This window comes from Lactobacillus kitasatonis DSM 16761 = JCM 1039, from assembly GCF_000615285.1.
Lineage (GTDB): Bacteria > Bacillota > Bacilli > Lactobacillales > Lactobacillaceae > Lactobacillus > Lactobacillus kitasatonis.
Genome location: NZ_BALU01000006.1, coordinates 1 through 15,549 on the forward strand (window position 1 = coordinate 1; position 15,549 = coordinate 15,549).

At 35.6% G+C, this 15,549-nt stretch carries 18 protein-coding genes and 3 pseudogenes; 4 read left to right on the top strand and 17 right to left on the bottom strand.

What is annotated here, in order from left to right:
* The first annotated feature begins 395 nt into the window (after positions 1–395).
* A complete protein-coding gene (locus tag JCM1039_RS10745; RefSeq protein WP_201780307.1) occupies positions 396–1,076 on the top strand; it encodes an MFS transporter in 681 nt (226 codons plus the stop codon).
* Between the two features lie 55 nt (positions 1,077–1,131).
* Here the strand turns inward: JCM1039_RS10745 and thrB are convergent, their stop codons facing one another.
* From thrB to JCM1039_RS10750, 4 genes are read right to left on the bottom strand one after another with little or no spacing between them, the layout of a single operon-like run.
* Positions 1,132–1,995, bottom strand: coding sequence for a homoserine kinase (gene thrB, locus JCM1039_RS04915; RefSeq protein ID WP_025014882.1), 864 nt, complete (start codon positions 1,993–1,995; stop codon positions 1,132–1,134).
* Between the two features lie 22 nt (positions 1,996–2,017).
* Entirely contained in the window at positions 2,018–2,152 is a 135-nt protein-coding gene (locus JCM1039_RS12840; RefSeq protein ID WP_269082117.1) for a hypothetical protein, read from the bottom strand.
* Between the two features lie 57 nt (positions 2,153–2,209).
* Positions 2,210–2,380: a hypothetical protein gene (locus JCM1039_RS12595; protein WP_244438039.1), complete on the bottom strand. Its 171-nt coding sequence runs from the start codon at positions 2,378–2,380 to the stop codon at positions 2,210–2,212.
* Positions 2,371–3,153: a homoserine dehydrogenase gene (locus JCM1039_RS10750; RefSeq protein ID WP_244438040.1), complete on the bottom strand. Its 783-nt coding sequence runs from the start codon at positions 3,151–3,153 to the stop codon at positions 2,371–2,373. Before JCM1039_RS10750 ends, JCM1039_RS12595 begins: the two co-directional genes overlap by 10 nt.
* A 119-nt stretch (positions 3,154–3,272) precedes the next feature.
* Here JCM1039_RS10750 and thrC point away from each other — a divergent pair, with 119 nt between their 5' ends.
* Both thrC and JCM1039_RS11965 read left to right on the top strand, forming a co-directional pair.
* Entirely contained in the window at positions 3,273–4,763 is a 1,491-nt protein-coding gene (gene thrC / locus JCM1039_RS04925) for a threonine synthase (RefSeq protein WP_025014883.1), read from the top strand.
* An 18-nt stretch (positions 4,764–4,781) separates the two neighbouring features.
* Positions 4,782–5,795: pseudogene (locus JCM1039_RS11965) on the top strand (amino acid kinase family protein); the annotation flags it as partial.
* A 73-nt stretch (positions 5,796–5,868) separates the two neighbouring features.
* On the opposite strand, the gene JCM1039_RS04940 reads toward JCM1039_RS11965, so the two are convergent.
* The 8 genes and pseudogenes from JCM1039_RS04940 to JCM1039_RS12615 all read right to left on the bottom strand — a co-directional run bounded on the left by JCM1039_RS04940 (position 5,869) and on the right by JCM1039_RS12615 (position 11,211).
* Positions 5,869–6,498, bottom strand: coding sequence for a Crp/Fnr family transcriptional regulator (locus JCM1039_RS04940; RefSeq protein WP_025014886.1), 630 nt, complete (start codon positions 6,496–6,498; stop codon positions 5,869–5,871).
* Positions 6,499–6,513: 15 nt separating this feature from the next.
* Positions 6,514–7,062, bottom strand: a complete 549-nt coding sequence (locus tag JCM1039_RS04945) for a ferritin family protein (RefSeq protein ID WP_025014887.1) — start codon at positions 7,060–7,062, stop codon at positions 6,514–6,516.
* A 2-nt stretch (positions 7,063–7,064) separates the two neighbouring features.
* Positions 7,065–7,292 carry a heavy-metal-associated domain-containing protein gene (locus tag JCM1039_RS04950; protein ID WP_025014888.1) on the bottom strand — a complete coding sequence of 76 codons (228 nt, stop codon included), beginning with the start codon at positions 7,290–7,292 and terminating at the stop codon, positions 7,065–7,067.
* A 36-nt stretch (positions 7,293–7,328) separates the two neighbouring features.
* Positions 7,329–9,204 (bottom strand): annotated as a pseudogene (locus tag JCM1039_RS10760) (heavy metal translocating P-type ATPase).
* Positions 9,205–9,586: 382 nt separating this feature from the next.
* On the bottom strand, positions 9,587–9,859 hold the full coding sequence (locus JCM1039_RS12600) for a hypothetical protein (protein WP_236692541.1): 273 nt from the start codon (positions 9,857–9,859) through the stop codon (positions 9,587–9,589).
* A 48-nt stretch (positions 9,860–9,907) separates the two neighbouring features.
* Positions 9,908–10,810 (bottom strand): ABC transporter substrate-binding protein, encoded by a 903-nt coding sequence (locus tag JCM1039_RS12605; RefSeq protein ID WP_236692548.1) that lies wholly within the window; start codon positions 10,808–10,810, stop codon positions 9,908–9,910.
* Positions 10,811–10,878: 68 nt separating this feature from the next.
* Positions 10,879–11,019, bottom strand: a complete 141-nt coding sequence (locus JCM1039_RS12610) for a hypothetical protein (protein WP_236692542.1) — start codon at positions 11,017–11,019, stop codon at positions 10,879–10,881.
* Between the two features lie 18 nt (positions 11,020–11,037).
* Positions 11,038–11,211, bottom strand: coding sequence for a YgdI/YgdR family lipoprotein (locus JCM1039_RS12615; RefSeq protein WP_236692543.1), 174 nt, complete (start codon positions 11,209–11,211; stop codon positions 11,038–11,040).
* 261 nt (positions 11,212–11,472) lie between these two features.
* On the opposite strand from JCM1039_RS12615, the pseudogene JCM1039_RS10770 reads away from it, so the two are divergent.
* Positions 11,473–12,090: pseudogene (locus JCM1039_RS10770) on the top strand (branched-chain amino acid transport system II carrier protein); the annotation flags it as partial.
* 100 nt (positions 12,091–12,190) lie between these two features.
* On the opposite strand, the gene JCM1039_RS04970 reads toward JCM1039_RS10770, so the two are convergent.
* From JCM1039_RS04970 to JCM1039_RS04990, 5 genes are all read right to left on the bottom strand, one after another.
* Positions 12,191–12,853 carry a putative quinol monooxygenase gene (locus JCM1039_RS04970; protein WP_025014889.1) on the bottom strand — a complete coding sequence of 221 codons (663 nt, stop codon included), beginning with the start codon at positions 12,851–12,853 and terminating at the stop codon, positions 12,191–12,193.
* A gap of 101 nt (positions 12,854–12,954) precedes the next feature.
* A complete protein-coding gene (locus JCM1039_RS04975) occupies positions 12,955–13,503 on the bottom strand; it encodes a hypothetical protein (protein ID WP_025014890.1) in 549 nt (182 codons plus the stop codon).
* A gap of 88 nt (positions 13,504–13,591) precedes the next feature.
* A complete protein-coding gene (locus JCM1039_RS04980) occupies positions 13,592–14,197 on the bottom strand; it encodes a LysR family transcriptional regulator substrate-binding protein (RefSeq protein WP_034533011.1) in 606 nt (201 codons plus the stop codon).
* Position 14,198: 1 nt separating this feature from the next.
* Positions 14,199–14,360, bottom strand: coding sequence for a hypothetical protein (locus JCM1039_RS12375; RefSeq protein ID WP_155831119.1), 162 nt, complete (start codon positions 14,358–14,360; stop codon positions 14,199–14,201).
* A 16-nt stretch (positions 14,361–14,376) separates the two neighbouring features.
* The gene (locus tag JCM1039_RS04990) at positions 14,377–15,543 is read right to left on the bottom strand and encodes a GNAT family N-acetyltransferase (protein WP_025014892.1); all 1,167 of its coding nucleotides are present in this window, start codon (positions 15,541–15,543) and stop codon (positions 14,377–14,379) included.
* Positions 15,544–15,549: the final 6 nt, after the last annotated feature.

Below are 15,549 nucleotides of genomic sequence, written 5' to 3' on the forward strand. Positions count from 1 at the left end.
CAAAAAATCTGCTGTCTTTTTTACTTTCAATTGACTCTTTGATTTTATCCTTTAATGCTATAATTAATAAAGAAAAACTAGAATAAAAAGTATATTGAGATACTTTTTGCGAAAGAAAACAATATTGGGATCTTTATTATTAGCCGTTATCTATTTAGCCTTTATTAATCTGGGACTACCTGATTAATTACTTGGGTCCGGTTTGCAATCAAGTTTAAATGTACCGAGCTCTTATGCAGGCTATATTTCAATGACTATTTTTTAATGACTGTAATTTCATCTTTATTCAGTCCACATTTAATCAAAAAGCTAGCAGTCAAATGGATTGTCATTATTTCTATTGCCCTGACAGTATGTGGTCTATTAGGCTTCTCTCTGTTAGTCAATATTAGTATTTGCTTGTTTGGGCAATCCCTTATGGCTTAGGGGCCGGATCTATTGATGCAGCTTTAAACTTTTATGTAGCAGGTCATTATTCTTTACGAGTTATGAACTTTTTACATTGTTTCTATGGTTTAGGAGCTGTAATAAGTCCAAACATCATGGCATTTGCCTTACTTAAAGCTAATTGGCATGCAGGTTATCTCTGGACTGCAATGTTACAAAGTTTCATTTTGTTCATCTGTATCATTTCACTGCCACTTTGGAAAGTAAACAAAGACGCTGATGAAGATAATGAAGTCTCTGAATCAGTCGGAATCATTTCTTCATTAAAAGTACCTGACGTAGTTTTGACTTTAATTGCCTTCTTCTCCTACTGTTCAGGTGAAGCCACTTCTTTTTTATGGACATCCAGCTATTTTGCCGGTACCAAAAGTAATGTTAATTCGGAGCTTGTTGCATCATTTGGTTCTTTAATTTTCGGTGGTTTAATGCTAGGACGAATAATTACCGGTCTTATCTCTTATCGTTTATTCGATAGGAAACCCATTCGAATCGGTTTAATCACAGAAGCAATTGGGATTTTATTAGTCATTATTTCAACATCTCAATATTACTTAGCATTCTTTGCCTTACTAAACTTTATTTTCCTAGAACTTGCATATCGTAGAATTGCAGTATACAAAAATAAATAAATTATCCTTTAATCAAAAAGTGACTTTGAATAAAAATTCAAGGTCACTTTTCTTTTTATTCAATTATTTGAACACCATGTTCATCAGGATGTAAGACAAGCGTATTTGCTTTCAAGCCATGCTTATTTAAACCTGACAAGAAACCTTTCACATGCTCATCTTCAATCCAAGTCATAATCGTTGAACCGGCACCACTAAGATACGTTGTCAAAGCATGCTTTTGATGAGCCACTTCTCTCACCTTCAAAAGCTCAGGCACTAACTTTTCACGATATGGCTCATGGAAAACGTCTTTTTCCATAAGTTCTCCTGCCATTTCATAATTTTGTGCAAACAAACTAGCAACCAACGTATTAGCAATCGCTGAACCATGAGTTGCTTCTTTTAATGATAATTCTTTTGGTAAAACACCACGTGCCTTTTTAGTTGGCAAATTATAGTCAGGCACATAAGCTACCAAGCTATATGGAGGAAGCGGAGCTTTTACCGCATCAAAATGATTGTCTACTTCGGTTCCTACCACCAGACCACCTAAAATCGTAGAAACAATGTTATCAGGATGGCCTTCAATTTGAGCACCAATCTGGGCTTTCTCTTCATCAGACAAGCCTAATTTGCCAAAATGATCAGCTAATTCAATACCTGCAGCAACTGCACTAGAGCTGCTACCTAAACCGTGAGCAAGCGGAATATCGCTCTTTACACGCAAATGAAGCGGCTGCATTCCTGGATAAACCGTCAAAGCCGTCTTTACAATTAAATTATTCTCATCATGAGGAATCTTAGGCATTACATGGTCAACTTGCCAACGATCCGAAACATTTAAGATTTCTACTTCTAGATAAAGTGAAACAGCCATTCCAATGGAATCAAAACCGGGCCCTAAATTTGCCGTTGAAGCTGGTACCTTAATAATCATCTATAACTCCCCCTCACAATAGTTATAAGATCTTGTAACTTACCTTCAAATACTTATCTTGAATTGCTAAGTCCTGCAATTGTCTACGACTAATTTCTTCAGTTTCAAAAGATAAGTAATATAGATACTTAACTTCTTCTGAACTCGTTAATTTCATCGTTCTAGAGAAATTACTGAATGGTTGACCGTTAGTCTGCTTTACAAAATTGCTGGTTTACGCAATTACGCCACTCATTACTGAGCTAGCGGTAGCTAAGCTCCCAGCACAAGGTCCAGTAAAAATAGCGGTGCCATGACTTTTACTCTTAATTTGCAAAGCATTAATTTCATTTTTAATATGTGCCATAATTGCATTATTTGGCAAAAGACATAGTGCTACTTCCACAGAGAGCTTACCTGCAATGTTCTTGCAATGCCGATCAGCTTAATCACATAACCCATTGCTTGTGCCTGTTCAATATCGAACTTTTGCAAGTGAGTGATCCCTTCAATAGTGAAATCATTAATACTAATCTTGGTCCCAAAGACAAACTTACTTAAAATGACAATCTTGTAAGCCGCATCTTTTCCTGTTACATCATTAATTGTATCAGCTTCCGCAAAACCAAACTTTTGTGCATTCTTCAAAGCTTTATCGTAGCTTAGTCCTTTTTCTCCCATTTGGGACAAGATATAGTTGGTCGTACCATTAATAATTCCATGAATATCTGAAATCTTGTCACTAGCATAAGATGTGCTAAGAGTACGCAAAATAGGAATACCGTCTGCTACACTCGCATCGTACATCAAATCGCACTTATTTTTAGCAGCCAAGGCAATAAGTTCTGAACCAAAAGTAGCCATCAAGTCCTTATTGGCAGTAACCACATTCTTGCCTGCATTTAATGCATCAGAGATGCATTCCTTAGCGGGATGCAAACCGCCCATTAATTCAACTACAATTTTAATTTCTGCATCATGCAAAATATCATCAAAGTTAGTCGTCAATTCGACTTCTTTAGCCATATTTTGGTGCTTCTTAAGATTACAAACAAGGGCTTTTTTAATAACAATCTCTTCTCCACTTGTTTGTTTAATCTTTTTTTGATTATTTTTAATGATTTTTAAAACACCGGAACCAACGGCTCCTAAACCAAGTAATGCGATTTTGATTGCCATTTTCCTATGTCCCTCTTTTTTAATGAATTTCTTATTTTTATGATTGTAACACATGGGAAAAACAAGTTACAATGTTAAATAGATATATTTATCACTTAAATAAGAAGAGGAAGATTTTTATGAAATATCGTAGTACTCGAGGCGCAAAAGACAATGCGTTAACTTCACCAGCCGCAATCATCCAAGGGTTGGCCCAAGATGGTGGACTTTATGTACCAGTAAATTTTCCAAAAGCTAATTTTCAACTAAAAGATTTACCTAAGTTATCTTATAAGCAAATTGCCGCAATGATCATTAGCTTATTTTTTGATGATTTTTCTAAGGATCAAATTAAATCTGCAGTAATCAATGCTTATAGCGAACAATGGGACGAACGCAGCATTGTGCCAATTGAAAAACACAACGATAATTTTTACATGGAACTCTTTCACGGTCCAACTTTAGCTTTTAAAGATATTGCTTTGCAGATGTTACCACAGCTAATGACACGTGCAGTACAAATTGAGAAAATCGATCGTGACATCATTATCTTGACTGCTACTTCTGGTGACACCGGAACTGCTTCAATGCGCGGCTTTGCTAACCAAAAAGGTACACGCGTCATCGTCTTCTATCCTGAAGGCAGCGTTAGCCCTGTCCAACTTAAACAAATGCTCAGTCAACACGGCGACAATTTGGAAGCCATCGCGATCAAGGGTAACTTTGACGATGCGCAAACTGAAGTAAAGAAGATTTTTAACGATGAAAACTTCAGAAAGAAACTAAACCAAAACGGTTTCCAATTCTCATCTGCTAACTCAATGAACATTGGTCGTCTTGTTCCTCAAATTTCTTATTACCTTTACACTTATGGTCAATTGGTTCGCCGTCGTGAAATCAACTTGGGCGACAAAGTAAACTTTACCGTACCTACAGGCAATTTCGGCGACATTTTTGCTGGTTACTATGCAGAAAAACTCGGTTTGCCAATCAACAAATTGATCTGTGCTTCAAATGAAAACAACGTTCTTACTGACTTCTTTGCCAAAGGTGAATACGACAAACGTCGTAAGTTCCATTTAACTAACGCACCAGCAATGGATATTTTAGTTTCAAGCAATCTAGAACGACTTTTATTCGATTTATATGATGAAGATAATGAAAAAATTGCTAGTCTAATGAATCAATTAACGCAAAGAGGTCATTACCAAGTCGACAAAGAGGTCTTAGACAAATTACAAACCATTTTTGCGGCTGGTTTTGCCACTGAAGATGAAGTAAAAGAAGAAATTCACCGCGTCTACAATTATGATCGCTACGTAATTGATCCTCATACTGCAGTAGGTTCATACGTTGCTCAGCAATATAAGAGCAAGACAAACGATCAAACACCAATGGTGATTGTGTCTACTGCTAGTCCTTATAAGTTCCCTGAAACCGTTTATGAGGCTATTACAGGTAGAATCTGTCCTCAAACTGGCGTAGCTGCTATTAAGAAGTTGCATGATGAATTAGGCGGTCAACTATCTATTGGTGTACGTACCTTATTCGACCACGAACCACATGTTGAAAAAGTAATTGATCCAGTCAACATGGAAGCAGCTATCAGTTCAATTTTAGATTTAAAGTAATTTATTAGAGGAATAGATATTAAAGTTGTTAAATTTGGCGGCTCCTTTCTAGCTGCTGAAAATAGCGTTGATAAGGCATTAAACATTATTAAAAGCGATTCTCAGCGCAAAGTTATCGTAGTATCCGCACTTGGCAAAAGAACTGATGATATTAAGGTACTGATTTACCAATCACCTATGCTTACACTAGTTTGAGAAGCAATAATTATCAGGATATCGTTAATAAAATTTACAGCGCTACGAATTAATTATCCAGTATTTTGATTTGCCACAATTAGATTATCCTAATGCCGATTATCGGATGGCTAACCTTAAGGTTCACGGTGAGCGTTTAAACGCTATTTTAATAGCTAAAATTTTGCAGCATCAAGGTATTAAAACTCGCTTTCTTCAGCCGGGCTTAATTGTTACTGGTACGCCGAATAATGCTGAAGTTAACCCTGAAACTTACGTTAATTTAAAACGTGTCAAACTCAATGACGATGAACGAGTTATCTTCTCTGGTTTTTATGACATTACGCCTTCTGGCCATATCGCTACTTTTTCTCGTGGTGGTTCAGATATTACAGGGGCAGTCTTAGCTCGCGGTCTTAATGCGGCTCTATATGAAAACTTCACCGACGTTGACGCAATTTTCTCAGCTAATCCGCACATTATAGATCAGCCCAAGCCAATTAAAAAGATGACTTATATCTAAGAAAATACATGCTTAATAAAGGAGCAGGCTTCACATTAAAGCTAATGGAAATTTTCAACCGTCACCATGTTTCTTACGAACACATGCCATATGGTATTGCTGATTTGACCGTTATCTTTAAAAAAGATGCCTTAAGCGATCAATTGATCGATGTCATTTGTAACGAAATTCAAACCAGTTTAAATCCTGATCAGATGCAATGGATTGACGACTATGCCATCACGATGGCTGTTGGTGAAGATATGAAAGACAAGTTGACTCTATGTGCCAGCATTCTCTACCCTCTTGGTAAGAAAGATATTTCTATTCAAATGATCAACCAGGGTACATCCCAGAAAACTTCATCAGCAAGTAGAACTTAACATAATTTTATCAATGTAAAAAGCAGAGCTTTGCTCTGCTTTTTTGTTAATTCAAAATAATTTTGCGTAGTTTTCTAGTTAACACGCCTTGTTTCTCCAGCAAGGCAAACTTACGTGACAAAGTTTCCGGCGTAGTTCCTAAATATAATGCTAAATCCTTCATCTTTAACGGCAAATTAAACGTCTTTTTACCAACTTTTACCGCATATTCTTGTAAATACTCAGATAAGCGATCTTCAATTTTAGGCAAAGACAACAGATCTATTTGCCTTTGCATCGACTGCATCTTAGTCATACTTTGTTCAAGCAATTTGATACTTAACATAGATTGATCTTCTAACAGATTCAAAAAGTCTTTTCTATTTAGCAAACAAATTTTACTGTTTTTTGTTGCTTCTACATAAGTATTGCTATTCTTTTTACCAAATAGCCAATCTTCACCAGCATAATCTCCTGTGTGCAGAATCTGTGTGATATTTTCATGGCCATTTTCATCTAGGTTATAAAGTTTAGCACCGCCATAAGCCACGATGATCAAATTATCGTCTGAGCTAGGATCCACTACCAATTCGCCTTTTTGATAAGTCTTTTTTCTTACAAGATCTTCTATTTCTATCTGATTTTCTTGACTTAATATATTAAATAAAGGAACTAAACGAACACATAAATCTGCCATTTTCTCACCTTTTAACTAAAAATCGTCGTCATCGCCTTCTTCATTATATAGTCCTTCATGCAAATCATGGCCTAAGAAGTTCTGCGTAAGACGGATTTGTTCTTTGATCCAAGCTAGAAAACTGATTAAGTTCTGAGCTAATTCTGGCCAATCTTCTTTCTCAGCTAAGAAAATTGCCTTAGTAATAAACAAAGTTTGCGTATCAAAATCCTTAACTAAAGCGAATACTTGATCATCTGCATCATTGTACTTATCTGCACCATTTTCTTCTAACATGGTAAATTCTTTAAATTGATCAGTGGTTGTAGGGATACTCTCACCATTGTTTACCAGCAAATGGTTTAATCGCTCAAATTCATTCTTTTCAAAGTTCAACCATTTTTCAGCATATTCATCTAAAAACGGGCTTGCTGAACCTTTAGCAAACAAACTAGCTTGATTAATCTTTAATGAATGAATAACTAAATTGGCAATAATATGGCCCGTCATTGCTCCTGCAGTAGGCGTATGATGATCAATATCACTTTGTTTTAATTCTGCTTGGTACTTTTCTTCTGCGTTCATTCTTAAATATCCTTTTCCTTAACACCCTTAACTTCATAACCCATTTCTTCAATGGCATTTTTAATTTCATTTGAATTAGTTTGAGCTGGATCCATCACGAACTTTAGCTTTCCTGCGTTAAATAGGACCTTAATATCGTCGGTTCCAGGAGTTGACTCTACGGCCTTTTTAATCTTTGTTAAACAAGATGGGCAAGTCATGCCATCTAATTTCATCATTACTTTTTTCATAACTTGATCTTCCTTTCTCAGCATTTATGGTAGAGCTTATTTCAAATTCAAAACTTGATGGTCATCAAGTTTTAGCGATTTTTCAATAATCTCATTCCATTTAAAATGACCACTAAGATACTTAACTCATGAACGAGCATCCCACTAGCCATCTCGATATAACCAACAAACAATCCGATAAATAAAATCAGTACGGTTAACAGCGCAATCGCAATATTTTCATTCATATTTAGAATCGTCCTCTTAGATAAAGAAAATGAATATGCAATCTGTTTCAAATCATTTTTGACCAAGACAAGATCTGAAACATCAACCGCAACATCAGTACCATTACCAACAGCAATTGCCACATTGGCATTGGCTAGCGCAGGTCCATCGTTAATTCCATCACCGATGAAGCAACTCGATGCCCCTCTTTCTGTTCAGCTTTAATAAAATTAGCCTTGTCACTAGGCATTTGTTCACCATGAATTTCATCAATCGGTAGCTCAGCAGCAATCTTTTCAGCTGTTTGTTGTTTATCACCGGACAGCATGACTAATTTCTTGATTCCGAGTTTCTTTAATTTGAGTAAAGCAGCTTTTGCTTGAGGACGAAGTTGATCTTTAATCCCAAATACAACCAATTGACTTTGATCATAATTAGAAAAGACAACAATCGAATTACCCTGATTGCTAAGATCATCTACGATTTGTGCCAGCTTATTATTCTTTTCGGTATTTTCTTCAACAAGTTGTAAATTACCTACAAAGTACTTTTCTTGCTCATATGTAGCAATAACACCCTTGCCTTTAACAGTTTCAATGTCTGCATCAATTGTAAAAGGATCCATTTTGGCAATTGTATTAGCTAATGGATGATTACTCTTTTTTTCAATAGCAGCAGCTAACTTAACGATCTCATCTTTATCGCCATTTATGACTTTCACAGCACTTATTTCAGGATGACCTACAGTTAATGTGCCCGTTTTATCAAAAGCAATTTCATCGACTTTACGCATTTCATCCATGACTTGTGAGCCTTTAAAAATAATGCCGTTCTTAGCACCATTTCCTATTCCGGCAACTGTAGAAACGGGAACACCGATTACCAATGCACCAGGACAGCCTAAAACCATGATAGTAATCGCCAATCTAAAGTTGCGAGTGATCAATCCCACGACAAAAGCAACAATTAACACAAAAGGCGTGTAATACTTAGCGAAACGATTAATTAGTTTTTCTGTATGCAACTTGGAATCTTCTGCTTCTTCGACTACTTCAATAATTTTGCCAAAAGTAGTGTCTTCACCGGCCGCAGTGGTTTCAATCGTTAAATTGCCGTTTTCAAGCATGGTTCCTGCATAAACTGCATCTCCCACGCTCTTATTTACTAATCTGGATTCCCCATTTATACTTGCTTCATCCAGATTGCCATTACCATTAACGACCTTTCCATCTACAGGCACTTGATCCCCGGTTTTAATTACGACTTGATCGCCTGGATCGATAAAATCAACATCCTCTTCTTCAGTAGTTCCATCGTCTTGCAAGACTAACGCCGTTTTTGGGGCCATACTAACTAAATCTGAAACAGCAGATCTTGTTTTCTTAAGCGTAAAATCTTCAAGTACTTCACCTAGCATAAAGAGCCAAGTAACAATAGCAGCTTCATTGAATTCGCCAATAATAAACGCTCCAATTACTGCTAAGGAAACCAAAACATCAATTGAAATCAGCTTGACTTTTAAGGATGACACGGCAGTTAAAATTATTGGAATCACACCGACCACTCCGGCGATTGCCATCAAAATTTGATATGGCAGTATTAATTTAAACGCCCACTTAAAAACCTCAGCTAGGATTAGCAAGATACTAATTGTAATTAAGACTTGTTTCTTATATTTGATAAAAAAGCGTTGAACTTTGACCATATATGTTCCTCCTCATTTCGTTGATTAGTCTAGAGGAAGAAACAAAACTATAACTTGATCATCGTCAACTTTTTCAGATAATTCTTTAGCAATATATTACTTTTTACCTAACAATTATTAATCTTTATTCTGTATATTTCTAATTAAATATTAGAAAGGAATGAGAGCAATGTTTAAAGTAATTCTATCTGTTATGTTAGTTTTAGGTCTCATGGCTATCAGTTCTGTTTTAATTACAGCTCCCACCCCAGTTAAAGTTAAAAAGACAAATAAGAATAATAGAAATAACTAAAAAATCAATTTTTATAAATAACTTGACATAATTATGATTATGCATAATAAAAACTCCAAGATTCTTAATTGAACCTCGGAGTTTTTTCGTTTAGTCAAAATATGCTCTAGTATAGTCAACTTCACCAACTGAGTGCCATAATACTCCTCTTAAATTCTTTCTTACCAAATGACTCTCAGCCAAATTGTAAAGAGGCACCACAGCTGTATCTTTAGTCAACTGATTTTGTGCATTACGCATATTTTCCCGATAACGATCTGTTTGTTCTGCGCTTTTACTCTTAGCAGCCTTTACATATCTATCATAATCGGTACTATTATATCTACCATGGTTTTGATAATTATTTGATTGTAAAGCAGCCATATCACCCATTAGGTCTGAGTAATCGGCCAGCCACAAATCAAATACATATCAAAATTCCCCCCACATAACGTTGTCTTGAACATTCTTAGTAGAAACCGCATGAATTTCAACATTGGTATGCTTTAACTTAGTTTCAACTTGCGATTGCACAAACTGGGCAATATTCTTATTGATCGTTTGATCATCGGTGTAATAAGTTAAATCAGCCTTTTTTCTATCCTCTTCTTTTAGTCCTTCATCCCGTAATTTTTGTGCTTTAGCTATATTGTGTGTCTCTTCCGGCTTCATTTCTTTTGCAAAATCTACACCAGTACTTTGATCCTTAGCAAACGTTGGTGCCACAAAAGTATCGGCTGGCGTAGAACCATCTGCTAAAACTTTACGTGCAAGTTGTTTTTTATCTAATACTAAATTTAATGCCTCGCGCATTTTTGCATTTGAGAAAACGCGATTCTTACGCATGGTTAGTTGTAAATAATATACTCCTGCTCGATGTAAATGTTTCAAGTTCTTATCATTCTGCATCCCTTGAGCGGTAGTTCCCGTAATCTGTGCATCCTCTAAATTACCCTGTTGGAACAATTGATGAGCAGTGTTAGCATCCTTAACCACCTGCATTTTGATCTGTTTCAAATGAATTGACTTAGGATCATAGTACTTCTTGTTTCGATCCAAACTCCAAGACATATTACTACCGGTCCAACCGTCTGCTTTAAATGGACCATCATAGTACATTTTGCTCGAATCTGTCCCATATTTATTACCAAATTTCTTCAAAGCTGCTCTACTTTGAGGGAAAAACGTTGGCATAATCATCATTCTATTAAAATATAGCATCGGATATTCCAAATCCACCTGCAAAGTGTGATCATTTAATGCTTTGACTCCCAATTTATCAACAGGCATTTTCTCAGCAGTGATTGCAGTGGCATTCTTTACACCGGTAAATATATAAGCATAACCTGAACGCGAGTTAGGACTAACTGATCTATACCAAGAAGCTACAAAATCTTATGCAGTTACAGGATCTCCATTTGACCACTTTGCTTTTTTCTCAAATTATACGTATAACGCTTACCATGGTTAGTTGGCTTCACTACGCTAGTAGCCAAAGCTGGAATTGGATCACCTTTATGATTAGCCCGGTATAAACCTTCCATAGTATTTTCTAAAACATCCTATTGATGAATATTTGCTTCATTGGAATGATCTAATGACATGATTTCTCCACCTTCCATTAGATGGAGTGTTTGTTCTTGCTCGCCTTGTCCTGCAGCATTATGTCCACATGCCGTCAAAAATAAAGTCGATAAAGCAGCGGCATTTAACATTAATACCTTTTTTAAATTCATTTTTCTCTTCTCTCCCCAAAATTCTTTTTACTTTAGTCGCTGTGCCTAATTTGCGGATCTAGTCCCGAATAATTTTTCAAACAGCATTTGTACTTGATACATTCTGTTTCTCCTTTCAAGAAAATGGTTGATCTATTACCATTTGGATCAGTAACAATAATTGTACGAGTTACGTCTCTATGTTCTTCAACATTTCTCGGTAAAATCTTAATTCTTAAGCCGTAATATTATGTTGCGCTGAGCATCTGTGCACAAGCGGACATATGCTTAATTTGGCTTGGTGCTACCAGTTTGCACAACTTCAAGTTAAGTTCAAACGGTGGTACTGCTTTAGCACAAATTTCTCATCATTATTTAGGTACTGCTGGGGATGCATTAATTGCTGCTTTAACCACAATCACTTGTATCACCACAGCAATGGGATTAGTTGTTGCCTTTGCCCAAAACTTCCATAAACGTTTTCCTAAGATTCCTTACAAGACTTTCTTAGCCATCAATTGTCTTCTTTCATTCATCATTGCCAACATGGGATTAGACATGATCATTAGCTGGTCTACCCCAGTTCTTATGCTTCTTTATCCTTTGGCAATTTCATTAGTTATTTTAGGCATCCTTTCACCATTATTTAAAAACGACCCAGTTGTTCACAAGATAAATAATGCTTTAGCCTTGATTCCTGCTTTATTCGATATGATTAACGCTTTACCTGATGCATTACGTTCAACCTCTATCATCCAAACTATTCTTTCATATGCTGAACGTTACTTACCTATGTTCAATCTAGGCTTCAGTTGGTTAACTTTCAGCTTAGCCGGTTTAATTATCGGTTTAATCATTTATTTTGCTAGAGGAACAAGTTACGCTACAATTGAAGACTAAAATAAAAATGAGTCACATAATGTGACTCATTTTTGGCTAGGCATTAGACTTGACTCTATCTATATTTTACAAAATATAAATACCTTTGCCTAGCATTATTTTAAGGATGATATAAAATTTCACCTTGGCTGGCAACTACATCAGGTGTAAATTTGTGCAGGCCTTTACTTTCAACACAGTATTTTGTTTCTTTAAGATAATTTTTGAAGTATGTAGTTTCAGTATGCTTTTGGTAAGCTCCCTCGTTCTTATATATTTCTAGTGAAAGCCATTCATTTGGTTGATCAACCACTGTACCAGCAATCATTGTTAGAATATCAGCTTCCTGCTTAATTGCTGCTTCCATTTCTTTAAGTACACCATGAGCAAATTCATCACCTTTATCAAAGCCAACGCCGATTTCTGTTAAATAAGCTACATAGCCTTCTGGTTCTGCGACAGCCAATTTTTCCTTACTTGTAGCGATAAATTCTGGCTGCAATTCAACCATCACACGATTAGTCAAAATTTCTTTTGCTGTTTTGGTAAAATTCTTAAATTGTGGTGAATTTGCATGAATGTTATATTGATCCAAATCCTTATAGCATTCAAAAACATAATTCGTACCTTCATCCTCATGACCAGTTTGCATAAACAAAGTTCCTGGTTCATTTTTAATTGAGGCGAGCATATTATCTATGTCAGCTTGAACATATCTTTGATGATCTTTAGAGTCTGTCTCTAATTTATATAGGCGTAAAATAGGTGCTTCTTTTAATCTCATTGCTTTTCCTCACTTATTTGTATTTTTATGAAATATGATAAATGACAGAGAAATTTTAGTCAAAAAAATAAGTGTTCAATTTATATGAACACTTATCATCATTACATTGTGTAATTTACTTTTTCGAACTTGTAGTCCTTCATTTGCTTAGCAAGCTTCTTACTTCTGTAATAATTACCGCCATCGTATCTACTTGTGTATACCAAAATGTTATGTTTTTGACCATTAATTGTTTGTGGCGTTACTCTATAAAGACTCCATTTTTCGAAAGTGACCCATGGATCAATCTCATAGAAAGTGTCATTCTTCATTGTGGTTGTCTTACCTGACATCCAATTCTTAGTAACTTGGTCAAACTTCTTTTGATTCTTGATTTTGCCGTTAAAGTAATCACTGATCACGTTCTTATCTTGCGTATAAATGAGCTTGCCATTTACAGTGTGAGCACCGAAAGTAATCTTTTGACCATCGTGTGCATCCCGATCATATGAATACCATGTTCCTTGCATCTTCTTAGGTACAGTGACTACAGCGCCATTGCCATAAGTTGAAGCTTTTACAGGTTCAACTTGCGTAGCCAATCTGGTAAGACCTAAAACAAGTACCATTGAGGTTAAAGGGAATATATTTTTTCTAAGCATAAAAATCATCTCCAGAATAGTTTGCATCCGCTTTCATACTTAATTTTACAGTACTTGGCTATACAAAAACAAGTGGTAACCATGCCACTTGCTGAAATTAATATTCTTTTTGCAAAATATCGCTAAATTGTTTAGCCGCTGGATCTGCATTAGCATAAAATGCCACAATCGTTTGACGCATTGGCTTACCATTATCAGTTAAAAAAAGTTTTTGCAATGAATCATTTTTAATTAAATTAGCAGCAATCTCATTAATTAAAAAGTAGCCAGATCCAGATGCCACAAGTAGCGCAGCTTCTTCAACTGAATTAGATGCAATAAAAGGACTGTTAACTTGATAAAGATCCTTCAGCAAATGCAATTCAGCCACTTCTTCTTCAGGCTTAGCTACAATAAAGCAAGTCATATCTGATAAATCTAGCTTATCGACCATTTGAATTCCGTTTTGATAGCTGCCTTTAGGCAAAACAGCCATTACACCGACTTGAGCCAGATTTTCTTTTTCAAAATCTTTCTTTTCGTCACGCTCATCTGCAATGACTAAGTCAGCTTCACCATCTGCTAGCTTTTCAAAAGCATCATCATACCCTGTGCCAATTAACTTAACTTCAACATCAGAATTTTTTTGTTCAAACTTAGCCTTAGCTTGATCTAATTCCTTGCGCCCTAACTGGTTAAAATATGCAATATTCAATTGCTTCATACTAATCCTCACCTAAAGGTGCACAACCCTCGTCTGCTAGTTTCTTTTTATCTCTTCTAATTTGGTATTTATTAAGCATAATCATTAAAGAGATCACTACATTAATACCACTGACAATAATACCTAAAAACTTTAATAAGTTGATTTTCTTTTGTCTACTCATTTTAAATACCTTCTTACTAGAAATAATCGTAGAAAGATACATCGCCTTTTTTAAATTCGAGCTTTTTAATTCGGTAATCTGTAATTAACCCTAGTTTAACAGCATCCCTCATACTTATTCTACCTAAAAGAACTTGCGTCCAAGCAGTAATTGGACCAGAAAAATCAACCAAACCATCTTCGATTTGCTTGCAAGAAACTTTGCCATCTTTATTGGTCATTTGCCAGACACCAATATTCCATGGACAATGATCATCACTAATTACTTCAAGGTTGAATGTTCCTTCTTGAAGTGGCTTCATATAAGTAATCATTTTGGCAAAATTAACAATTCTACTCATCATGTATGGATGAAGACTAATTTTTAATTGATTTTGTTCTGGGAAGAGTTCGCCAATTAATGAATGCTCTGGCAAAGTCATGCGAAATTCCTTGATTGCACCGGCATGAGAACCCATAAATCCTAATAGAGCAACTAAACCTTTGGCAGTAATTGAGTATAATTCATCGGCTAAGAAAACATCACCTTGAATGCGATAAATCAAATAGCTGATTGGGCGACCATTGCTATCGATATAAACAGCTATATTACGATTGTGATAATACGTATCCATTCTGTTCCACCACCAGGCTTCACGAATTACCGTATTACGTTCATCATCCGTATGAAGTTGTCTTTCATAGAGCTGAATTACTCCGTTTTGAACCATCAAGTCATCCCATTTTCCGCGAATAACATGACCCGTACGTGGTAGTTTGAATGTTCTCAAGGCACCACCAGAAAAACGATATTCTTTTTGATAAATGCTGTTACTAAAGCCATAATGACGATAAAAACTCTCTGAAAATGGAGCTAAATTAGTAAAAGGAATTCCTTCATCATGTAAATCATTCAAAATCTCTTTCATCAATTTAGAAATATGGCCTTGACCTCGATATTCTGGATACGAAGCAACATAACCAATTCCAGCCATTGGTACATGGTGACCAAATACTTCACTCTTAAACTTGTTCACCATAATGTAGCTAGTTAATTTATCATCATTAAAAAAACCATAGCCATTACTATGATCATAACGAGACATGAAATTATTATCATGAAGCAGATCATTATTTTTTCCAAAAGCATATTTAATTAATGAAGCTATTTGCTTTAAATTTTCTTGATTCTTTTTTAATTTCATATTTTC